The sequence below is a fragment of the Mycobacterium sp. UM_Kg1 genome (genome assembly GCF_000972925.1).
Taxonomy (GTDB): domain Bacteria; phylum Actinomycetota; class Actinomycetes; order Mycobacteriales; family Mycobacteriaceae; genus Mycobacterium; species Mycobacterium hiberniae.
The window spans coordinates 1-20,846 of sequence record NZ_JRMK01000076.1 but is presented as its reverse complement, the minus strand read 5'-3'; the positions used below and the strand labels follow the sequence as shown (position 1 = coordinate 20,846).

Sequence of the window (20,846 nt, the reverse complement as noted above, 5' to 3'; positions counted from 1 at the left end):
TGTGGTGACGGCCGCGGCGCGCATCCGCGACGGACTCGCCGGTGAACGCCAGCAGCGGGCCGCCGCGATGGTGGCGGTTCGCGAGGAGGTGAACTCGTTGAGCACCCGGCTCACCGCGCTCACCGAGTCGCTGCACCGCGACGAGGTCGCCAAGGCGCAGGCCGCGCTGCGCATCGAGCAGCTCGAACAGACGGTGCTCGAACAGTTCGGCATGAGTTCGGCGGACCTGATCGCCGAATACGGTCCCGATGTTGCGCTGCCACCGACCGAGCTGGAGATGGCCGAGTACGAGCAGGCCCGCGAACGCGGCGAGCTGGTGACCGCGCCCGCCCCGATGCGCTTCGACCGTGCGACCCAGGAGCGCCGGGCCAAACGGGCCGAACGTGAACTCGCCGAACTGGGCCGGGTCAACCCCCTGGCACTGGAGGAGTTCGCGGCTCTCGAGGAGCGCTGCAACTTCTTGTCCACCCAGCTCGAGGACGTCAAGGCGGCCCGCAAGGACCTCCTCGACGTGGTCTCCGAAGTCGACGCGCGCATCCTGCAGGTGTTCACCGACGCCTACGCCGACGTGGAGCGTGAGTTCACCGAGGTGTTCGCGGCGCTGTTCCCCGGCGGCGAGGGCCGTCTGCTGCTGACCGATCCCAGCGACATGCTGACCACCGGCGTCGACGTCGAAGCCCGCCCGCCGGGCAAGAAGGTCAAGCGGCTGTCGCTGCTGTCCGGCGGCGAGAAGTCGCTGACGGCCATTGCCATGCTGGTCGCGATCTTCCGGGCCCGCCCGTCGCCGTTCTACATCATGGACGAGGTGGAGGCCGCGCTCGACGACACCAATCTGCGCCGACTGCTGGCGCTGTTTGAGATGTTGCGGGCCCGTTCCCAGCTGATCGTCATCACGCACCAGAAGCCGACCATGGAGGTCGCCGACGCGCTGTACGGGGTGACCATGCAGGGCGACGGGATCACCGCGGTGATCTCGCAGCGCATCCGGGGCGAAGAACTCGTTTCCAGCCAGGCGTGAACCCGGCGGTTCAGCGAGGCTCGCCGGAGGCGAGGTGAAGCTGGGAGCGCCGCATTGACCCGGCGGTTCAGCGAGGCTCGCCGGAGGCGAGGTGAAGCTGGGTGCGCCGCATTAGTCCCGCGTAAGTCCCTGCTGCGACAATGACGGTCGTGTCGTCTCAAACTCTCCTGATCGCCGTCGCGGTCGTTGTCGCGGTGGTCCTGATCGGTGCGCTGGTCTGGGGCCTGGTGCGGCACCGGCGGGGCCGGATCAAGCTGTCCGCGCCGCAACGCGAGGGCTTGGACCGCTCCGGCGGCTACAGCGCCTCCACGGGCATCTCGTTCAGCCGAACCGAAACCGCGGAGCCGCCGGCCCCGGTCATCGGCGACGACGCGACTGTCCCGCGCGACGCCCCGCGGCGCACGATCACCGACGTCGAGCTGCCCGAAGCGCCCCCCGAAGTCGTTCCCGAACCGGCGCCGGACACCGTCACGCCGGACATCGAGCCCGTCGAAGGACGGATGCAGCGATTGCGGGGCCGGCTGGCCAAGTCGCAGAACACGCTGGGGCGCAGCATGCTCGGCCTGCTCGGCGGCGGCGACCTCGACGACGATTCCTGGCAGGACGTCGAGGACACCCTGTTGGTGGCCGACCTGGGCCCTGTGGTCACCGAGTCGGTGGTGAGTGCGCTGCGCGAACGGCTGGCCGGTGGCCAGGTCCGCACCGAAGCCGAGGCTCGTGCCGTGCTGCGCGAGGTGCTCATCGGCGAACTGGAGCCTGCCCTGGACCGGTCCATCCGCGCCCTGCCGCATGACGATCACCCGTCGGTGTTGCTGGTGGTGGGCGTCAACGGCACCGGCAAGACCACCACGGTGGGCAAGCTGGCCCGCGTGCTGGTGGCCGACGGCCGCCGGGTGCTGCTGGGTGCGGCCGACACCTTCCGGGCCGCGGCGGCCGATCAGCTGCAGACCTGGGCGGCGCGTGTGGGTGCCGACGTGGTGCGCGGTGCCGAGGGAGCCGATCCGGCCTCGGTCGCCTTCGACGCCGTCGACAAAGGGATGTCCGAGGGGGTCGATGTCGTGGTCATCGACACCGCGGGACGGTTGCACACCAAGACCGGCCTGATGGACGAGCTCGGCAAGGTCAAGCGCGTGGTGGAACGTCGCGCGGCCGTGGATGAGGTCCTGCTGGTCCTGGACGCGACCATCGGGCAGAACGGCCTGGCGCAGGCCCGGGTCTTCGCCGACGTCGTCGACATCACCGGCGTGGTGCTGACCAAGCTGGACGGAACCGCCAAGGGCGGAATCGTCTTCCGGGTGCAGCAGGAGCTGGGGGTGCCGGTCAAGCTGGTGGGACTCGGTGAGGGACCCGACGATCTGGCGCCGTTTGAGCCGGCGGCCTTCGTCGACGCGCTGCTGGGCTGAGCCCCGGCCGGCCGTGACCTTCCTGTGACCTCCGTTCGGGCCATGAGGTAATTTTTCCCTGTGATCCCCTCAGCATTCGGTGTAGTTGCGCGCTGTCTCACGCCCCTCCTTGCCCTGGCGGCCCTGGCTGGTGCGGGCCCCGCCCACGCCGACGGGGACAACCCCCTGGCGGGGCGGCCCTTCTATGTGGACCCCATCTCCAAGGCGATGCACGCCTCCAACGCGCAGCCGGACAGCGCCGAGCTGGCGCGGGTGGCCAACACCCCGCAGGCGTACTGGCTGGACCAGGCGTTCGGGGGGGGATCCGTCGGGGCGACGGTGGCCAGGCACACCGGCGCCGCAGCGGCGGCGGGTGCCATGCCGGTGCTGGTGCTCTACGCGATCCCGCACCGTGACTGCGGCAGCTACGCCGCCGGCGGGTTCTCCTCGGGGGCGTCCTACCGCGCCTGGATCGACAGCGTGGCCGACGGGATCGGCGGAAACCCGGCCGCGATCATCCTGGAACCGGATGCGCTGGCGATGGCCGACTGCCTTTCCGGGGACCAGCGCCAGGAGCGTTTCGACCTGATCAGCTACGCCGTCGACACGCTGACCCGCAACCCGGCCACGGCGGTCTACGTCGACGCCGGGCACTCGCGCTGGGTCAGCGCCGGGGAAATGGCCAACCGGCTCAACCAGGCCGGGGTGGGCCGCGCGCGTGGCTTTGCGCTGAACTCCACCAACTACTTCAGCACCGAGGAAGAGATCGGGTACGGCGAAGAGATCTCCGGGATGACCGGCGGCGCGCACTACGTGATCGACACTTCGCGCAACGGAAACGGGCCGGCTGAGGGCGATCCGTTCGGCTGGTGCAACCCCAGCGGGCGGGCGCTGGGCGCCGCGCCCACCGCCGACACCGCCGGCGCGCACGCCGACGCCTACCTGTGGGTCAAGCGGGTAGGGGAGTCTGACGGCAGCTGCGGTGCCGGCGAGCCCGCGGCGGGGCACTTCGTCAGCGAGTACGCCATCAACCTGGCGCGCAACGCCGGCTAGGACGACACCGGCGGTCCCGAGATCCCCTGCGCGACGGCTCGCCGACAAGTCCGCGAACCGGACTACAGTGGGCGGCAACGGCTGCAAGGGGGTTTCGGCATGATCGAGTTGCTGCCCGACATGCCGCAGGGAGTGACCGGCATCCGCGTTGCGGGCCGGCTGCGCGGTGACGAGCTCCGGGAGATCAAGCCTTCGCTGCAGGAATTGCTGCGCGAGGGTGACATTCGGATCGTCGAGATCATCGATTCCGACTACGAGGGTTTCGGGCCGGGCGGGCTGGCCGAAGACCTCAAGCTCGGCCTGGGCACCGTGCTGCCGCATCACTCCGCGTTCAGACGCATTGCGGTGGTGTCGGACAAAGAGTGGGTCGCCCATGTGCTGCACGCGCTGGAGTGGATGATCCCCGGGGAGCTGGCGGTGTTCGGTCTCGATGACGTCGAGCAGGCCAAGCAATGGGCCGCCGGCTGAAAGCGCGGCCCCGATGAAAAAGGCCCCCGGTCGCCGGGGGCCTTCTCCATCGGTGATCGACTACTTCGGTGGCATCCGGATGCCGCCGTCCACCCGGACGACTTCGGCGTTCATGTAGGAGTTGGTGAGCAGCTCCACCACCATCGACGCCAGTTCCTCCGGCTTGCCGAGGCGGTGCGGGAACAGCACGGACTGGCCCAGCTTTGCCTTGAACGCCTCCGCGGCCTCGCCTTCGCCGTAGATCGGGGTGTCGATCAGGCCGGGCGCCACGGTGTTGACCCGGATGCCGGCCGCCGACAGGTCCCGGGCCACCGGCAGGGTCATGCCCACCACGCCGCCCTTGGACGACGAGTATGCGGCCTGGCCGATCTGACCGTCGAAGGCCGCAACGCTGGTCAGGTTGACGATCGCGCCGCGCTCGCCGGTGGCGGTGAACTCATTGCGGCTCATCGCGGTGGCGGCGATCCGGATGCAGTCGAACGTGCCGACCAGGTTGATCTCCAGCACCTTGCGGTAGGCATCCAGGCTGTGCGCCGAGTCGAACTCGCCGTCCTTGCCGATGGTGCGCTGCGCCCAGCCGATGCCGGCCGAGTTCACCAGCGCCCGCAGCGGACCGAGGTCGGTCGCGGTGTTGACGGCGTCGATGATCTGCTCGGTGCTGGTCACGTCCACCGAGACGAAGACGCCGCCGATCTCGTGGGCGAGCGCCTCACCCCTGTCTGCCTGCAGGTCGGCGACCACGACCCGGGCGCCCCTGTCGGCCAGCTGGCGGGCAGTCGCCGCGCCGATTCCTGATGCGCCACCGGTGACGATCGCGCTTGCTCCATTAATATCCACGCCGGCCACTTTACTTGGACGCCGACCCGTGCCGTGATTCGGCGAGGCGAAAGATGCCGTTATCCCTCCGGCAATAAGGAAAATTATGTCAACCTGACTGGCTTTCGGTCGAACGGCTGACTAACACTATTGTTCGATGATCTAATTTAGGGTGGGGTTCCGCGCTCGGCGGGCGTGAAGGGCATTTCAAGGGGTTTCGATGGCTGGTGTCGCCGCGATGACCGCTCCGCGGGGGCGTTCGCCCCGCCGTGGACGCGCAGTTGCCGCAGTAGTGAGCATTCTCGTCTTCTTCGCCGGTGTGTCCGGGGTCGCCGCACCGGCTCCGCGATCGGCGGCCGCCGTGTCTGCCGACGTGGCGCTGGCCGGAGGCGAGGTCGCGTACGTCATCGGCGGCAGCGGAATCCCGTGGCCCTCGCCCGGCTACGTCAACGCCGCCGATCTGTTGTACCTGCAGCCGCATGGCTTTACCGGAACGGCTCAGTCGCTGTTCACTCCGCAGTTGTACTTCCCCGGCAACATCTCGATGGTGCAGGGTGCTCAGATCCTGGCCGATGCGATCCAGAAGCAGATCGCCGGTGGCGCAGTGAACTCCGAGAACCCGGTGTACGTGTTCGGCTACTCGCAGAGTTCGGCGATGTCGTCCATGACGATGGATCAGCTGCGTCATCAAGGTGTGTCGCCCGAAGACGTTCATTTCGTGCTCGTCGGCAACTCCGCGAACCCCAACGGTGGCCTGCTGCAGCTGCTGAACTTCTGGGGCGGCGACCTCACCTTCTGGAACGGGATGACCCTGGGGCATCCGACCCCGGACTACTTCACCACCGACGTCTACACGATGGAATACGACGGATATGCCGACTTTCCGCGTTATCCGTTGAATTTGCTGGCCGATCTGAATGCTATTCTGGGAATGTTCACGGTGCATATCGGATATTTCGGTGTCGATGCCGATGATATTGCCAATGCAATTCCCTTGGAAACGACCGGCGACGGACTTACGAATTACTACATCATTCCGAGTGAGACGCTGCCGCTCACCGATCTGCTGCGTGTGAATCCGGTGTGGGGAGTGCCGCTGGCCGAATTGTTGGAGCCCAGCCTGCGCATCCTGGTCAACCTGGGTTACGGCAGCCTCACCGAAGGCTGGAACCAGGGGCCGGCCAACGAGCTGACGTCGTTCAGCTTGGAGCTTCTGCCGAGCCACATCAGTCCCGACGAACTCAACGCCGCGCTGTCGCAGGCATGGTCCGAAGGCGTCGCCGCCTCGATTCGCGCCCTGCAGAATCCGGCCAACTACGTGTTCGGCTCGTTTTTGGAGCAAGAGCCGTTCGCCACGCTGTGGAACGCCGCCGAACGCGTCCTTTTCGATATTCAAGACCCGGGCCCCATGTTCGGTGGCCTGTTCGGTGGTTCGGCAGTGGCCAGCGACCCCGGGGATTTCTCGGAGTTTGCCGCCACTGTGGGGGCCGCGCTGCAGGGAGATCTCGGTGTGTCCTGGCTGTCCGATTTGCTCGGACTTGACCTGCTCGGCAGTATCTGAGTCTGCGTTTATGCGATCCTCCGAATAGCCTTAGAAAGGTATATGGAAATGAATCGTCGTCTTCGCCGCAGCTCCCGACAGCGGCGTGCAGCCACATCGGGCGGGTGGAGTCGCGCGACGACCGGCGCCGTCTCTGCCCTGGCGCTCGCCTTGGCGCCCCTTTCGGCCGCGCCCGCGGCGCAGGCGGATTTCGATTTCCTGGACCCCGGCACCTGGTTCGACGTCCCCGAGATCGATCCGTCCGGCTTCGACCCCGGCGATATCGGGTCGGCAGCGGCCTTCGACCCTGCTGAGATCGGATCGGCAGCAGCCTTCGACCCCTCCGATGTGTGGGGGATCGACCTCACGGGGCTGGTGTCCCCGGATTGGGCCGAGCTCTACCAGGAGAGCTTCTATCTGCCGCTCCATGGCGCCCTGCAGAGCTTCCTGCACAATGCCGGCAACCAGCTGTTGATCGATCTGATCAACACGCCCTGGGTGCTGACGTTCGGCCGATACCTGATCGGCGACGGCATCGATGGTTTCAAGGGTCCCAATATCTCGCTGTTCGGTTGGATGGGGGGTTTCGGGGACCTGGGTGACGGCGGGTACCTGTTCGGCGACGGCGGTACCGGCGCGGCGGGCGTGGCCGGAGTCAACGACGGTGCGGGCGGCGCCGGCGGCGACGCCGGGCTGTTCGGTAACGGGGGCGCCGGTGGTCAGGGCGCGGCGGCCTCGCTGGGCCCCGGTGGGGTGGTGATCGAAGCCGGCGCGGGCGGCCAAGGCGGTTCCGGTGGTCTGTGGTTCGGTGACGGCGGCGTCGGCGGCCAGGGCGGCACGGGTTTTTATGACACCTTCGACGGCTCATCGCTGGTCTCGCACCCCGGTGGCGACGGTGGTCTCGGCGGTGACGCCGTGGCCGGGTGGGGCTTCGGCGGAACGGGCGGTCGCGGCGGGTCCGGGTGGGCCGGCGTCAACGGTCCCAACGTGACCGCGTTGCACGGCGGCGACGGCGGCAACGGTGGCGTCGGCGGCAACGCCGGCTGGCTGTTGGGCTTCAGCGGCAACGGTGGTGCCGGCGGTGTCGGCGGCGTGGGGGCGGCCGGCGGCGTCGGCACGGCCAGCCAGCCCGATGGTGGCAACGGCGGTGACGGCGGCGACGGCGGGCGAGGCGGTGCCGCGGGCGCGGGCGCCGGATGGATCGGTGCGATCGGACAGGCCGGCCGAGACGGCAACGGCGGCGCGGGTGGCGCGGGCGGCGCTGGTCTGACTAACCCGGTCGGTACCGGGGGCGACGGTGGCAACGGCGGCTCCGGAGGGAACGCCGGCTTCGGTTCCAGCGGCGGTGTCGGCGGCGTAGGCGGAGCGGGCGGCGCCGGGGGCAGTGGCCGCATCGGTGGTGATGGCGGCAACGGCGGTAACGGCGGCGCCGCCGCCCAGCAGACCGGCAGCTCCGGTGGGCGCGGCGGCAGGGGCGGGTCCGGCGGCAACGGTTCGGTCGGTGACGGCGGCGACGGGGGCACGGGCGGCACCGGGGGAGCCACCGGCAACAACCCCGGCGGTGCGGGCCAACAGGGCGGTGCCAACGTCGGCGGAACCGGTGGTGCCGGCGGTCTCGGCGGTTCCCCGGGCGCGGCCGGCTAGCGGCTTACCGCCACGCCGGTGCCGGCTCGCGCACCGGCACCGCAAGCTGTTCGGCGGGCCCGGAATCCGGGTACCGGCGCGACTGCGCGGGGATCGAATCCTCAGGTAACCGGCCGGTGTGAGCAGGTGGTCACATATCCGCAACGGAGCGGCTTTAACGCCGAAACAACCGTTGCGCATGGTTAAGACCAGCCTGGTTCAACGGCAACCGGTCGCTGTGGAGGAGGTTTGTGCATGGATCAATTCCCGACGATGGGAATACCCGACGCGGGTGACACTGCCTGGATGCTGACTAGTGCCGCATTGGTGATGTTGATGACGCCCGGTCTGGCGTTTTTCTACGGTGGCATGGTTCGCGTCAAGAGTGTCTTGAACATGATCATGATGAGCATCAGCGCCATGGGTGTGGTGACGGTGTTGTGGGTGCTCTACGGTTTCTCGCTCGCTTTCGGCGACGATGTCGGCAACGTGGCGGGTAACCCTACCGACTATTGGGGGCTCAAGGGGCTGATCGGCTCCGACGCGGTCGCCGCCGATCCGGTCAGTGGTGCACCGGCAGTGGAGATTCCACTGGTGGGCACGATGCCGGCCACGGTCTTCGTCGGTTTTCAGCTGATGTTCGCGATCATCACAGTCGCGTTGATCTCCGGAGCGGTCGCCGATCGGATGAAGTTCGGCAGCTGGCTGGCGTTCTCCGCCCTGTGGGTCACCTTGGTGTACTTCCCGGTGGCGCACTGGGTCTTCGCGTTCGATGACGGAACTGCCCCGCACGGTGGCTGGATTGCCAACAAGCTGCACGCGGTCGACTTCGCAGGAGGCACCGCGGTCCACATCAACGCCGGTATGGCCGCTTTGGTGTTGGCGATCGTCCTGGGCAAACGCAAAGGTTGGCCGGTTCCGATGCGGCCGCACAATCTGCCCCTGGTGATGCTCGGCGCCGGCCTGCTGTGGTTCGGCTGGTACGGATTCAACGCCGGTTCGGCGGCGAGCGCCAATGGTGTTGCCGGATCGACCTTCGTCACCACGACGGTCGCCACAGCGGCGGCGATGCTGGGCTGGTTGCTGGTAGAGCGGATTCGCGACGGTCACGCCACTCCCTTGGGTGCGGCGTCGGGCATCGTGGCCGGACTGGTGGCGATCACGCCGTCGTGCGCGTCGGTCGATGTCGTCGGCTCGCTGGTGGTGGGAGCTGTGGCCGGTGTGGCCTGCGCACTGGCGGTGGGCCTGAAATACCGGTTCGGCTTTGACGATTCGCTCGATGTCGTGGGCGTGCACCTGGTCGGAGGACTTGTCGGGACGCTGTTGGTGGGCCTGGTCGCTGCTCCCACCACTGCCGCCGTCGACGTTGAGGGAGGGGTTACGCCCGGATTGTTCTACGGGGGCGGTTTCGACCAGCTGTGGCGCCAGGCGATCGGTGCGTCCAGCGTCGCTCTGTACTCGGCCGTCGGAACGGCGATCCTGGCCTTGATTCTCAAATACACCCTCGGCCTGCGGGTGGACGTTGAGGATGAAGTCTCGGGAATCGACGAGGCCGAGCACCTGCAAAGCGGGTACGACCTCGTGGGTACCGGAGGTGCGGTCCTTGCTCACTCGACTGAAGAACGGAGAGAAGATGAAGCTGATCACCGCGATCGTGAAGCCGTTTACGTTGGAGGACATCAAGACTGGTCTGGAAGAGGCCGGAGTGCTGGGGATGACGGTCAGTGATGTCCAGGGCTACGGACGGCAGAAGGGCCATACCGAGGTCTACCGAGGTGCGGAGTACTCCATCGACTTCGTCCCCAAGGTCCGGGTCGAGGTGCTGGTCGATGACTTCGCGGTGGACAAGATCGTCGACGTCATCGTTCGGGCAGCCCGGACTGGGAAGATCGGAGACGGCAAGGTGTGGGTCAGCGCGGTGGAATCCGTTGTCCGGGTGCGGACGGGAGAACGCGGTGCCGACGCGGTTTGACCCTGCGTTGCGGTCGGGGTCGGTCTAGGCCGTCATGAACGGCAGGGGACCAGCTACGAGCCCAGAGCGGCGGCTGAGTCGGTTGCGGTGCACCGACTTAGCCGCCGCTCGGGCGGCTTTGCGGTGTGCCGGCCCGGCTCAATGGGATTCGGCGGCGCTGCGTACGGCCTGGCGCAATGTGCACGAGGCGTGGCTGGTCGCCAAAGCACGCGAGGTGGGCGTGGTTCCCGGCAGCCGATTCGCGATTGTCGCAACCGGTTCGCTGGGCCGCCGTGAGTTGCTTCCGTACTCCGACCTGGATCTGCTGTTGTTGCACGACGACATGGCGCCCGGCGCGGTAGCGCAGGTGGCCGATCAGCTGTGGTATCCGCTGTGGGACGCCAACGTTCGACTCGACCACAGTGTGCGCACGGTTCCGCAGGCACTTCAGGTCGCCGACTCCGACATGCTCGTCGCCCTGGCCATGCTCGACGCCCGCCACATCGCCGGCGACGAGCTGCTGACGTCGCGCCTGACCGCCGGTGTCCGCCGGCAATGGCGCCAGGGATTCGACTCCCGCTACGGCGAGCTCCTTGACGTGACACAGGCCCGGTGGCACCGCAGTGGAGAGATCGCCGACAGCACCGAACCCGATTTGAAGGGTGGCCGCGGTGGTTTGCGTGACGTGCAGCTGTTCGATGCGCTGATGGTTGCAGGTGTTGCCGAGCCCCCGGGGCCGCGGCGGCCAAGCCTGCGCAGGTGCTCGCTGCGCGGTGCGTATCGCACCGTGCTGGACGTGCGGACCGAATTGCACCGGGTCTGCGGCCGGGGCGACGATCTGCTGTCGGCTCGCTACACCGATGAGATCAGTGCGGCACTGGGTATCGGGGACAGTCACGACCTGACGAGCCGGCTGTTCGATGCGGCGCGCGAGATCAGCCACCGTGTCGACACCGCCCTACGGGTGGCCGCGGACGCCATCTCCGGTCGCGTCACCCCGGCTGTTCGGGTGTAACGCTCCGCGGAATAGAAATCTTTGCTGGCGGCGCCGGGAGTCACCCGGCGCCGCTTCGGCATATCCGGCCGGAGCCAGGCTCGGCGTTTCGCCTGATGAGTCCGCATCTCGAGATGCGCACGCCATTTATCCGGACGCTGGTTTATTTCTCCGCTAAATACCTTGTGCGTTTATCGACAGAATGGTCTTTCTCCCGGCGCTACCGCCACTTGACGATAACGGTACTCAGTCGAGAGGCGGGCCCCTGAGGGGCCCACAGCGGGCTTTCCGAGTGGGGCGGTGGCGGCGTTCGCACCCGCTGGCGGCCGCCGGCGAGGAGCGCATCGAGCGGCGGGCTGTGAGCTGCACGAAACCTAATGTAAATCCATCTTTTGACAAAGAAAAGTATGTGATTTGCCTCTGTCTCGTCGCCGGTCTGCGGCTGGCTTTCCTGAAGATGCGGGCCGGGATTCGAGCTGTCATAGCTGGTAGGGGCCGTTTCGGCGGTTCGCCGATTGCCAGTTTAGTCTTCGCTGACATACAGCTACTACGGCGTGTAGGAGGGTTTTAAATCAGGCAGCTGTAAGGATGCGCACGTACCGTGTGAGCGAGGCGAAACACCGGCGAAACATGGAAAACACGGACGAAACATAGGGATGGCGAGGGCGATGGGACGTTTCGGAAGGAAGACCGCCACACTGTTGGGCGCTGTAGGAATAGCCTTCACGGCCGGATTGACCGGCGCTGAATCTTTGTCGCTGGGTACCGCTGTCGCCGCGCCCGGCCCCGCGGGCATCACGGCCCCTGCGCCGCAAGTGACCCCCGCCAGTCCCCAGGCCTGCATTATCGGCCTCAACTGTGGATGCATCCGTTACCGGACGTGTCCAGGGGACCGGCGGAGGGCGGTCAAGCCTGCACCTGAGGTGCGGTTGGACAGTGACGCTCCCGCTGCTGCCGCCGATCAGCCCATCGCGCCGGTTATTGCGCAAACACCTGCTTGGGTATCACCGTAGGCTTCACGCCGTAGCGGGGCGTGCCGCCCGAGCGCAGGCCGCCGCGCCCGCCGGCAGCAGCTGCGCCCGCCGGCGTCGTCATGCCTGCCGGAACCCCGGGCCCCACCGCGTCCCGGGTACTGCTGTCGCGGCGCCCGGCCCGCGGAAGTCACGGCCCTGCAACGCAGGTGGCCCCCGCCAGTCCCCAGGCCTGCATCCGTCACCGGACGTGTCCAGGGGACCGGCGGAGGCCGGTCAAGCTTGCACCTGAGGTGCGGTTGGACAGTGGCCTCTCCCGCTGCTTCCAGCGATCGGGCTACCGCCCCGGTTGTTACGCAAACACCTGCTTGGGCATCACCGTGGGCTTAATGCCGTAGCGGGGTGTACCGCCCGAGCCCAGGCCGCCGCGCCCACCAGCGCCCGCCGGGACCATTCCGGCAGGTGCCGCGTGCACCCCAGCCGCTTCGTCGGCAGCGGCGGTCCAACCCGAGGCGCCGAGCGCCGAGGCCTGAGAGCTGGCCGCCCCGGCTGCGGTCGACCAGTTGGCCGGGACCGACAATCCGCCCATGTTGGTGGCCTGTCCCAGGCCGGCCAGGACGGGGGCCCCACCGGCGGCAGCCGCGCCCACCGGCGTAGTCATGCCTGCCAGAACCCCTGATCCCAAACCGGCTGCGAGGCCGTCGGCGCCGGTGACGTCGGATGCCAGGGAGGCCGGGCCGGCAAGAGCGACCGTGTGGCCCAGCGATATCGCCGTCGGGATAGCGGTGGTGGTGAACCAGGCTGCGGTGTTCACGCCGCTGTTGATGATATTGGCGAAGAAGGGAGTGCCGAGAAACAGGTCGACCGCATTCGCCAGGTCGCCCGTCGCCTGGGCCGACCCCGCGAAGGGCGAGGCGAGCCCCGACAGCACGCCCTGCAGCGAGCCGAGAGTGTGATTCAACTCCTGCTGGACCCCACCGGTGGCGGAGCCGGCAGTGGCGAGCGCCGCGCCGGCCAGGTTGCTGGTCTGGGGTGCCGGAGCCACCGGGGTGAGCGCCGAGGCGCTGGACGATGCGGTGGTGTAGCCGAACATGGCCATGGTGTCCTGCGCCCACATCTCCAGATAGGCGGCCTCGGTGGCCAGAATCGCCGGGGTGTTGATGCCCAGGAAATTCGTCGCGACGAGGGCAGCCAGCTGTGCCCGATTCGCGGCGATCACCGGCGGAGGCACGACGGCCGCGCGGGCGGCTTCGAACGCTCCCGCTGAGGCGAACGCCTGCGAGCTGGCCTGGAAGGCGGCCGACGCAGTGGTCTGCAGCCAGGTCAGATACGGCTCGACGGCGCTGACCATCGCTGCTGACGCAGGACCGGTCCAGTCTGCGCCGACCAGCTCGCCGATCACCAATTGGGCCGATGCCGCCGCGGCCTCCAGCTCAGCGGCCAGGCTGCTCCAGGCACCTGCCGCCGTCATCAGCGGTGCAGAACCTGCTCCGGTGTACATCCAGGTCGAGACGACCTCCGGCGGTAACGCTCCGAAATCAAAAGACATATACGTGATCCCATTCTCGTCGGTGGGGCAGGTTTGCTAAACGGCCTTGGGCTTGGGCATGACGGTGTGCTTGACGCCGTAGCGCGGGGCGCCGAACTTCCCGGCCGCGTGGCCGGCGCCGGCGGCGGCCATGGCTGCCGGCACAGCCCCCATAACGGGCATGCCAGACATGCCGTGCGGGGCGGCCACGCTGCTCGCCGCCGCCGCCGCAGCCAGACGGCCGGGCCCGGCGGCGGTGGAGGCTGCCGAGGCTGCTGCGGTCTCAGCGGCCCAGGCGGGCGGCGCAGACAGGGCGCCCACGGTGGTGGCCTGTCCCAGGCCGGCCGCCACGGGCATTGCGCCGACCGGCGTATACATGGGTGCCTCGTATCCCATGAGGCCCGCGGCGCCTTCGGCGGCGATCTCCTCCGGGAAGTCGAGCAGACCACCACCGGCCAGGCCCAGGACTGCCGAACCGGCCGAGGCCCAGTTGCCCACACCGATATTGGCGATGTTGGCTGCGTTGCTCGACAAGATGGAACTGCTGCCGCTCTCCGGAACTCCGAGCAAGGTGTGCAGGATCCAGTCCATGACCGAGTCGGCCTGTGCGGTGGCCTGGTTGGTGGCCTCGGCAGTGTTGTATGCAGTGGCGTTGAGTCCGAGGACCTGCACCAGCTGCTGGTGGACCGCTTGGGCCTGCTCGCTGATCGACTGGTAGAGCGTGCCGTACGTCGTGAACACCCCGGCCTGCAGTGCCGACACCGGGTCCAAGCCGGCCGGGGCGATGACGGTGGTCGGGATCGCTGCGGCACTGTTCTCAGTAGCCAGCGCTTCACCGATACCTGCCAATTGCCCTGCGGCATACGTCATGGCTTCGGGGAGAGCTTTAACGAACGACGACATGCGTCCTCCTCGCGAGAGGCCGAATCGCTTTTGTTTAGCTATCGGCGGGCTGGCTTTCGATGGCCAAAGCTTGGCAGAAATCTGAGCTAAAGCGGTGGTCGGTAACGATTACTTAGCAGTTGAGTGTGAATCTTTAACCGATATACATGGGGTGTGAATGCTCGGAAACAGCGGTTTAACGAATGGGAATCACGGCATTAACTGTGCGATTTATCTAACATTGCCGTTACAATTGGTCCGCGGGATCTGGAGCCGTCCCGGCCTCGGTGTGCACGGCGGTCTGCTTCGCCTGCTCACCTGCTGTGTAGGACCAGATATAGGCTGGCGGCGTGTTTGAATCGCTCTCCGACCGGTTGACCGGGGCCCTGCAGGGGCTGCGCAGCAAGGGGCGTCTGACCGACGCCGACATCGATGCCACCGCCCGGGAGATCCGGCTGGCCCTGCTGGAGGCCGATGTCTCGCTGCCGGTGGTGCGTGCGTTCATCGGGCGGATCAAGGAGCGTGCCAAAGGCGCTGAGGTCTCCGGTGCGCTCAACCCGGCTCAGCAGGTCGTCAAGATCGTCAACGAGGAGCTCATCGGTATCCTCGGCGGCCAGACCCGCCAGCTGGCGTTCGCCAAGACCCCGCCGACGGTCGTGATGCTGGCCGGCCTGCAGGGTGCGGGTAAGACCACGTTGGCCGGCAAACTGGCCACCTGGTTGCGCGGCCAGGGGCACACCCCGCTGCTGGTGGCCTGCGATCTGCAACGCCCCGGGGCGGTCAACCAGCTGCAGGTCGTGGGGGAGCGCGCCGGGGTGGCGGTGTTCGCCCCGCACCCGGGCACTTCGGTTGCCGGTGACACCGGTGCGCCCGGTGACCCGGTGGCCGTGGCCGCCGCCGGTCTGGCCGAAGCCAAGGCCAAGCATTTCGACGTGGTCGTCGTCGACACCGCCGGGCGCCTCGGCATCGATGAGGAGATGATGGCGCAGGCCGCCGCCATCCGCGATGCCGTCCAGCCCGACGAGGTGTTGTTCGTCCTGGACGCCATGATCGGCCAGGACGCGGTGAACACCGCCGAGGCGTTCCGCGAAGGCGTCGGCTTCACCGGGGTGGTGCTGACCAAACTCGACGGCGACGCCCGCGGTGGCGCGGCACTGTCGGTGCGCGAAGTCACCGGGGCGCCGATCCTCTTTGCGTCCACCGGCGAGAAGCTGGAGGACTTCGACGTCTTCCACCCCGACCGGATGGCCAGCCGGATCCTGGGCATGGGCGACGTGCTCAGCCTGATCGAGCAGGCCGAGCAGGTCTTCGACGCCCGCAAGGCCGAAGAGGCGGCCGCCAAGATCGGCTCCGGGGAGCTGACCCTGGAGGACTTCCTCGAGCAGATGCTGGCGATCCGCAAGATGGGTCCGATCGGCAACCTGCTGGGCATGTTGCCCGGCGCCGGCCAGATGAAGGACGCGCTGGCCGCCGTGGACGACAGCCACCTGGACCGTCTGCAGGCCATCATTCGCGGCATGACTCCCGCCGAGCGGGCCGACCCGAAGATCATCAACGCCTCCCGGCGGTTGCGCATCGCCAACGGCTCGGGTGTCACCGTTGCGGAGGTCAACCAACTGGTCGACCGGTTCTTCGAGGCCCGCAAGATGATGTCGTCGATGATGGGCGGCCTGGGTCTGCCCGGGATGGGCCGCAAGAGCGCCACCCGTAAGGCAAAGGGCAGCAAGGGCAAAGCCGGCAAGAAGGGCAAGAACCGCGGCCCGACACCGCCGAAGGTACGCGGCCTGTTCGGCCCCGGAGGGCCGGGCATGCCCGCCGGGTTCCCCGACCTGTCGCAGATGCCCGAGGGCCTCAACGAACTTCCGCCCGGGCTGGCCGACTTCGACCTGTCCAAGTTGAACTTCCCGGGTCAGAAGTAGCTTGGCGCTACACGTACGGGGCCGTGGGCTGCCCGACGAACATCCGGTGCAGTTCTGGATCGTCGACGGCACCATCAGCCTTGAGCCGGTCGACGGCGCCGAGACCGTCTTCTCCGACGGCTGGATCATCCCGGGACTGGTCGACGCGCACTGTCACGTCGGCATCGGGCCCGGCGGTCCGGTGGACGTCGACGAGGCGGTGCGCCAGGCGGAGGCCGAGCGCCGGGCCGGTGTCCTGCTGATCCGTGACGCGGGTTCACCGGTGGACACCCGCGGATTCGACGACCGCGACGACCTCCCGCGGATCATCCGCGCCGGCCAGCACCTCGCCCGGACCAAGCGCTACATCCCCGGGTTGCCGATCAACGTCGATGACGAGGATCAGCTCCCCGAAGCCGTTGCCGCCCAAGCCGTTCGTGGCGACGGCTGGGTGAAGTTGGTGGGCGACTGGATCGACCGGGCGGTGGGCGACCTGGCGCCGCTGTGGCCCGACGAGGCGCTGAAGTCGGCCATCGAGGCCGCGCACGCCCACGGCGCACGGGTCACCGCGCACGTCTTCGGCGAGGACGCGCTACCGGGATTGATCAACGCCGGGATCGACTGCATCGAGCACGGCACCGGGATCACCGACGACATCATCGCGATGATGTTGGACCACGGCACCGCGCTGGTGCCGACACTGATCAACATCGACAATTTCCCCGGCATCGCCGACTCGGCGGCCAAGTACCCGACCTACGCCGCGCACATGCGCGCCTTGCACGCCAGCTGTCGAACGCGCATCGGCGCGGCGCGGGAGGCCGGCGTGCCCGTCTACGCCGGCACCGATGCCGGTGGCATGGTGGCACACGGCCGGATCGCCGATGAGGTCGACGCCCTGGCCGGGGTGGGCCTGAGCCGGACCGAAGCGCTGGGCGCGGCATGCTGGGACGCCCGGCGGTGGCTGGGGGCGCCGGGACTGGAGCACGGGGCACCGGCCGATCTGGTGTGTTTCGCCGACGACCCGCGCAGCGGACCCGACGTGCTCAGGCGTCCCGATCTGGTGATGCTGCGCGGGAAGGTGTGTTAACGGCGCTGGCGGCTACAGACTGCCGACACCCGAGGTGGGGGACTGCGCGAAGCCCCAGTCCAACAGCGCCTGCGCCTGGTCCCAGTAGGTCGGCCCGCCCTCGCGGATCAATCCGTACATCAGCGCGACCACCAGCCGGCGGCCGTCGCGGGCCGCACCGCCGACATAGGTTTTGCGGGCGGCGTCGGTAAAGCCGGTTTTGCCGCCGAACGCCCCGGGATAGCGGGCCAGCAGTTCGTTCATGTTCACGATCGGACGCTCCCCGGAGTCGGTGGGGAAGGCCGCCGAGGGTTGCGCCGTGATCTCGGCGAAGACCGGGTGGGCCATCGCTGCCCGGAAGATGACCGCCAAGTCGTGCGGGGTGCTCGCTCCCGGACCGCCGGGGCCGTCCAGCCCAGAGGGGGTGCTGGCATGGGTGGCCGTCGCGCCGACCGCAGCGGCCTTCGCGTTCATCTTCGCCACCGCTTCCTCGGGACCCCCGAGCATGTCCGCCAGCGCGTTGGCGGCGTCGTTGCCCGATACCAGAAGCAGGCCTTCGAGCAGCTGACGCGCGGTGTAGCTGCGGCCGGGCCTGACTCCGACACAGTTGCACTCCACCTGGGTGTCGGCCACGGTCGCCACGGTGGTGTCCTCGAGGTTCAACTCGTCGAGGGCGACCAATGCCAGCAAGACCTTGATTGTGCTGGCCGGAGGTGTCACGGCGTAGCCGTTCTGCTCGGCGAGCACCGCGCCGGAGTCCAGATCGGCGATGAGCCAGTTCGGTGCCGGGCCGGCCGGCACCGGTGCCGAGCCGACGGGCTGCGCGGTATCGGCGTGGGCGGTGAGCGCGGGAGCGGCGAACACCGTCGCGAAAGCCGCGATTGCGGCCAGGATTTTCCGCATGGCGGCATACCTTACCGGCCCCGACCGGCCGCAGTGTTGAATCGGGGGATGCTGAGCCAACAGGAAATTTCGGACCGTTGGGAGATCCAGCAACTGCTGGTCGACTACTCGACCGCGATCGACACCGGAAACTTCGACGGCCTGGACGCCGTCTTCACCCCCGACGCCTACATCGACTACCGGGCGTTCGGTGGCATCGAGGGACGCTTCCCCGAGGTCAAGGCTTGGCTGATCGAGGTGCTGCCCAATTTCGCCGGTTACTCCCACATGCTCGGCCTGCCGGCCATCCAGGTCGACGGAGACACCGCCACCGCGCGGACCTTCTGCTTCAACCCGATGGTGTTCCGCGCGGACAACGACCCCACCATGCTGTTGGGCTTGTGGTACGACGATGCGTTCGTCCGTACCGCCGACGGCTGGCGGATGAGCCGGCGCTCCGAGACCAAGTGCTTCCAGAAGATGCCCTGAGGCGATTTCTGCTGACCGCCGTGCTTCTGGCACAATGGAGCGCTGTCCGCCCTGCGACGCGATCCTGTCGGGTTTCCGCGTGGCGTGACACCAACACGCGAGGCAAAACCGGATGTGGGCAATCCCGCCCGCATCGCTGAATTGCAGCGTGATATCGCAGGAGTTATTCATGGCTGTCAAGATCAAGCTCACCCGCCTCGGCAAGATCCGCAATCCGCAGTACCGCATCGCGATTGCCGACGCGCGCTCCCGCCGGGACGGTCGCGCCATCGAGGTCATCGGCCGCTACCACCCGAAGGAAGAGCCGAGCCTGATCGAGATCGACTCGGAGCGCGCCCAGTACTGGCTGTCGGTCGGTGCCCAGCCCACCGAGCCCGTGCTCAAGCTGCTGAAGATCACCGGTGACTGGCAGAAGTTCAAGGGCCTGCCCGGCGCCGAGGGCCGCCTGAAGGTCAAGCCGGCCAAGCCGAGCAAGCTCGAGCTGTTCAACGCCGCGCTGGCCGAGGCCGAGGGTGGTCCGACCACCGAGGCCACCACCGCCAAGAAGAAGAAGGCGCCGGCCAAGAAGGCAGCCGACAAGGCCGAGGAAAAGGCTGAGGCGCCCGCCGAGGCTGCCGAAGCTCCCGCTGCCGAGGCCGCCGAGTCGGCCGGCGAGAGCTGACCGCGGCCATGAGTGCCGTGGTGGCAGACGCCGTCGAGCATTTGGTGCGCGGCATCGTCGACAACCCGGATGATGTGCGGGTCGACATGGTGACCAACCGCCGTGGCCGTACCGTCGAGGTGCACGTGCATCCCGACGACCTGGGCAAGGTGATCGGTCGGGGCGGTCGCACCGCCACTGCGTTGCGCACCCTCGTCGCCGGCATCGGCGGACGCGGCATCCGCGTGGACGTGGTGGACACCGACCGGTAGCAGGCCGGCTCATGGAGCTGACGGTCGGCCGGGTGGTCAAGGCCCACGGCATCAGCGGCGAAATCGTCGTCGAGGTTCGCACCGACGACCCCGAGCTGCGATTCGCTGCGGGCGCCACGCTGCATGCCCGTAAGTCCGGTGCGCCGCAACGCGACTACGTCGTGGAAGCGGCGCGTCCGCACGGCGCACGCCTGTTGCTGCGGCTGGTCGGGGTCGGTGATCGTGACGGTGCCGACGCGTTGCGCGGCAGCCTGTTCGTGGTCGACACCGCGGAGCTGCCGCCGATCACCGAGCCGGACACCTTCTACGACCACCAGCTCGAGGGGCTGGCGGTCCGCGACACGGCGGGGGAGCCGGTGGGCACCGTCACCGAGGTCTTGCACACGGCCGCCGGCGAGCTGCTCGCCATCAAGCGGACCGACGGCCGGGAACTGCTGGTGCCGTTCATCGCCGCGTTCGTGCCGACGGTGTCGCTGGCCGAGCAGACTCTGGTGATCGACCCGCCTGAGGGTCTGCTCGACCTGGAGGGATAGGCGCGGCGTGAAAGTTGACGTCCTGACGATCTTCCCGTCGTATCTTGATCCGATCCGACAGTCGTTGCCCGGCAAGGCCATCGAGACCGGCCTGGTGGAGCTGGCGGTGCACGATCTGCGGCGCTGGACTCACGACGTCCACCGCTCAGTCGACGACGCCCCCTACGGTGGCGGCCCCGGAATGGTGATGAAGGCGCCGGTCTGGGGTGAGGCGCTGGACGAAATCTGTTCGGAGCAGACGCTGCTGATCGTTCCGACCCCGGCGGGACGACGGTTCGACCAGGCCACCGCGCAGCGCTGGAGCCTGGAGCAGCATCTGGTATTCGCCTGCGGCCGCTATGAGGGCATCGATCAGCGGGTTGCCGATGACGCCGCCCGGCGGATGCGGGTTGAAGAGGTGTCGATCGGCGACTACGTGCTGGCCGGCGGCGAGCCCGCGGTCCTGGTGATGCTGGAGGCGGTACTGCGGCTGATGCCCGGGGTGCTGGGCAATCCGGCTTCGCAACGCGACGATTCGCATTCCCCGGATCGCGCCGGGCTGTTGGAGGGGCCGAGCTACACCCGCCCGCCGAGCTGGCGCGGCCTGGAAGTACCCGAGGTCCTGCTCTCCGGTGACCACGCCCGGATCAATGCGTGGCGCCACGAGGCCGCCGTGGCACGCACCCGCGAACGCCGTCCGGATCTGTTGGGGGAGTAGCGCAGGAAGGCTTGGGTCCGCGAGTGTGTGCAGAATCGTGCGAGACCGGACTAGATGTACTGCCCAGACAGGTTGGTCAACTTTGTGATGGGTGGGACTTTCCCGATCGCTGAGTGTTGCCGGTGGTGATTGTAGGTATG

21 protein-coding genes are annotated in these 20,846 nt (G+C 68.0%); 16 read left to right on the top strand and 5 right to left on the bottom strand.

Annotation, left to right across the window (positions count from 1 at the left end; all coding sequences use genetic code 11):
• The 4 genes from LI92_RS13025 to LI92_RS13010 all read left to right on the top strand — a co-directional run.
• Positions 1–1,018 (top strand): AAA family ATPase (locus LI92_RS13025; protein ID WP_152665459.1); only part of this gene is annotated, 1,018 nt, incomplete at its 5' end.
• 149 nt (positions 1,019–1,167) lie between these two features.
• Positions 1,168–2,421 carry a signal recognition particle-docking protein FtsY gene (gene ftsY / locus LI92_RS13020; RefSeq protein WP_286135078.1) on the top strand — a complete coding sequence of 418 codons (1,254 nt, stop codon included), beginning with the start codon at positions 1,168–1,170 and terminating at the stop codon, positions 2,419–2,421.
• A 60-nt stretch (positions 2,422–2,481) separates the two neighbouring features.
• Complete coding sequence (locus LI92_RS13015; protein ID WP_082109699.1) at positions 2,482–3,453, top strand: glycoside hydrolase family 6 protein; 972 nt, start codon at positions 2,482–2,484, stop codon at positions 3,451–3,453.
• 99 nt (positions 3,454–3,552) lie between these two features.
• On the top strand, positions 3,553–3,921 hold the full coding sequence (locus tag LI92_RS13010) for a SpoIIAA family protein (protein ID WP_046319482.1): 369 nt from the start codon (positions 3,553–3,555) through the stop codon (positions 3,919–3,921).
• Between the two features lie 60 nt (positions 3,922–3,981).
• Here the strand turns inward: LI92_RS13010 and LI92_RS13005 are convergent, their stop codons facing one another.
• Positions 3,982–4,758: an SDR family NAD(P)-dependent oxidoreductase gene (locus LI92_RS13005; RefSeq protein ID WP_046319488.1), complete on the bottom strand. Its 777-nt coding sequence runs from the start codon at positions 4,756–4,758 to the stop codon at positions 3,982–3,984.
• 199 nt (positions 4,759–4,957) lie between these two features.
• Between LI92_RS13005 and LI92_RS13000 the strand changes: the two genes are divergently transcribed.
• The 5 genes from LI92_RS13000 to LI92_RS12980 all read left to right on the top strand — a co-directional run bounded on the left by LI92_RS13000 (position 4,958) and on the right by LI92_RS12980 (position 10,866).
• Positions 4,958–6,298 (top strand): PE-PPE domain-containing protein, encoded by a 1,341-nt coding sequence (locus LI92_RS13000; protein ID WP_286135077.1) that lies wholly within the window; start codon positions 4,958–4,960, stop codon positions 6,296–6,298.
• Between the two features lie 150 nt (positions 6,299–6,448).
• On the top strand, positions 6,449–7,921 hold the full coding sequence (locus LI92_RS23115) for a hypothetical protein (protein WP_052740787.1): 1,473 nt from the start codon (positions 6,449–6,451) through the stop codon (positions 7,919–7,921).
• 234 nt (positions 7,922–8,155) lie between these two features.
• On the top strand, positions 8,156–9,628 hold the full coding sequence (locus LI92_RS12990; protein ID WP_046319480.1) for an ammonium transporter: 1,473 nt from the start codon (positions 8,156–8,158) through the stop codon (positions 9,626–9,628).
• On the top strand, positions 9,534–9,872 hold the full coding sequence (locus tag LI92_RS12985) for a P-II family nitrogen regulator (protein ID WP_046319478.1): 339 nt from the start codon (positions 9,534–9,536) through the stop codon (positions 9,870–9,872). The genes LI92_RS12990 and LI92_RS12985 overlap by 95 nt, the downstream gene beginning before the upstream one ends.
• A gap of 178 nt (positions 9,873–10,050) precedes the next feature.
• Positions 10,051–10,866: a DUF294 nucleotidyltransferase-like domain-containing protein gene (locus tag LI92_RS12980; protein ID WP_052740786.1), complete on the top strand. Its 816-nt coding sequence runs from the start codon at positions 10,051–10,053 to the stop codon at positions 10,864–10,866.
• Between the two features lie 957 nt (positions 10,867–11,823).
• Here LI92_RS12980 and LI92_RS24515 read toward each other — a convergent pair.
• The 3 genes from LI92_RS24515 to LI92_RS12970 form a co-directional block, all read right to left on the bottom strand.
• Positions 11,824–11,964 (bottom strand): hypothetical protein, encoded by a 141-nt coding sequence (locus LI92_RS24515; RefSeq protein ID WP_353585451.1) that lies wholly within the window; start codon positions 11,962–11,964, stop codon positions 11,824–11,826.
• 204 nt (positions 11,965–12,168) lie between these two features.
• Entirely contained in the window at positions 12,169–13,365 is a 1,197-nt protein-coding gene (locus tag LI92_RS12975; protein ID WP_046319477.1) for a PPE family protein, read from the bottom strand.
• 36 nt (positions 13,366–13,401) lie between these two features.
• Entirely contained in the window at positions 13,402–14,247 is an 846-nt protein-coding gene (locus LI92_RS12970) for a PE family protein (RefSeq protein WP_046319475.1), read from the bottom strand.
• 329 nt (positions 14,248–14,576) lie between these two features.
• On the opposite strand from LI92_RS12970, the gene ffh reads away from it, so the two are divergent.
• Together ffh and LI92_RS12960 are read left to right on the top strand one after the other, a co-directional pair.
• Entirely contained in the window at positions 14,577–16,145 is a 1,569-nt protein-coding gene (ffh, locus tag LI92_RS12965; RefSeq protein ID WP_046319473.1) for a signal recognition particle protein, read from the top strand.
• 1 nt (position 16,146) lies between these two features.
• A complete protein-coding gene (locus tag LI92_RS12960; RefSeq protein ID WP_046319472.1) occupies positions 16,147–17,214 on the top strand; it encodes an amidohydrolase family protein in 1,068 nt (355 codons plus the stop codon).
• Positions 17,215–17,226: 12 nt separating this feature from the next.
• Here the strand turns inward: LI92_RS12960 and LI92_RS12955 are convergent, their stop codons facing one another.
• On the bottom strand, positions 17,227–18,096 hold the full coding sequence (locus tag LI92_RS12955; protein WP_046319470.1) for a D-alanyl-D-alanine carboxypeptidase family protein: 870 nt from the start codon (positions 18,094–18,096) through the stop codon (positions 17,227–17,229).
• 48 nt (positions 18,097–18,144) lie between these two features.
• On the opposite strand from LI92_RS12955, the gene LI92_RS12950 reads away from it, so the two are divergent.
• The 5 genes from LI92_RS12950 (at position 18,145) to trmD (ending at position 20,706) form a co-directional block, all read left to right on the top strand.
• Entirely contained in the window at positions 18,145–18,564 is a 420-nt protein-coding gene (locus LI92_RS12950) for a nuclear transport factor 2 family protein (RefSeq protein WP_046319468.1), read from the top strand.
• A gap of 169 nt (positions 18,565–18,733) precedes the next feature.
• Positions 18,734–19,225, top strand: a complete 492-nt coding sequence (gene rpsP, locus LI92_RS12945) for a 30S ribosomal protein S16 (RefSeq protein WP_046319466.1) — start codon at positions 18,734–18,736, stop codon at positions 19,223–19,225.
• A gap of 8 nt (positions 19,226–19,233) precedes the next feature.
• Positions 19,234–19,476, top strand: coding sequence for an RNA-binding protein (locus LI92_RS12940; RefSeq protein ID WP_019736217.1), 243 nt, complete (start codon positions 19,234–19,236; stop codon positions 19,474–19,476).
• Between the two features lie 11 nt (positions 19,477–19,487).
• Positions 19,488–20,009, top strand: a complete 522-nt coding sequence (gene rimM / locus LI92_RS12935) for a ribosome maturation factor RimM (protein ID WP_046319464.1) — start codon at positions 19,488–19,490, stop codon at positions 20,007–20,009.
• Positions 20,010–20,016: 7 nt separating this feature from the next.
• Positions 20,017–20,706 carry a tRNA (guanosine(37)-N1)-methyltransferase TrmD gene (trmD, locus tag LI92_RS12930; protein WP_046319462.1) on the top strand — a complete coding sequence of 230 codons (690 nt, stop codon included), beginning with the start codon at positions 20,017–20,019 and terminating at the stop codon, positions 20,704–20,706.
• Positions 20,707–20,846 lie beyond the last annotated feature (140 nt).

Coding starts and splice junctions, on each gene's coding strand:
- LI92_RS13010 (WP_046319482.1), top strand. CDS start 3,553: ATGATCGAGTTGCTGCCCGACATGCCGCAGGGAGTGACCGGCATCCGC.
- LI92_RS13000 (WP_286135077.1), top strand. CDS start 4,958: ATGGCTGGTGTCGCCGCGATGACCGCTCCGCGGGGGCGTTCGCCCCGC.
- LI92_RS12990 (WP_046319480.1), top strand. CDS start 8,156: ATGGATCAATTCCCGACGATGGGAATACCCGACGCGGGTGACACTGCC.
- LI92_RS12985 (WP_046319478.1), top strand. CDS start 9,534: ATGAAGCTGATCACCGCGATCGTGAAGCCGTTTACGTTGGAGGACATC.
- LI92_RS12975 (WP_046319477.1), bottom strand. CDS start 13,365: ATGTCTTTTGATTTCGGAGCGTTACCGCCGGAGGTCGTCTCGACCTGG.
- LI92_RS12970 (WP_046319475.1), bottom strand. CDS start 14,247: ATGTCGTCGTTCGTTAAAGCTCTCCCCGAAGCCATGACGTATGCCGCA.
- LI92_RS12955 (WP_046319470.1), bottom strand. CDS start 18,096: ATGCGGAAAATCCTGGCCGCAATCGCGGCTTTCGCGACGGTGTTCGCC.
- LI92_RS12950 (WP_046319468.1), top strand. CDS start 18,145: ATGCTGAGCCAACAGGAAATTTCGGACCGTTGGGAGATCCAGCAACTG.
- rpsP (WP_046319466.1), top strand. CDS start 18,734: ATGGCTGTCAAGATCAAGCTCACCCGCCTCGGCAAGATCCGCAATCCG.
- LI92_RS12940 (WP_019736217.1), top strand. CDS start 19,234: ATGAGTGCCGTGGTGGCAGACGCCGTCGAGCATTTGGTGCGCGGCATC.
- rimM (WP_046319464.1), top strand. CDS start 19,488: ATGGAGCTGACGGTCGGCCGGGTGGTCAAGGCCCACGGCATCAGCGGC.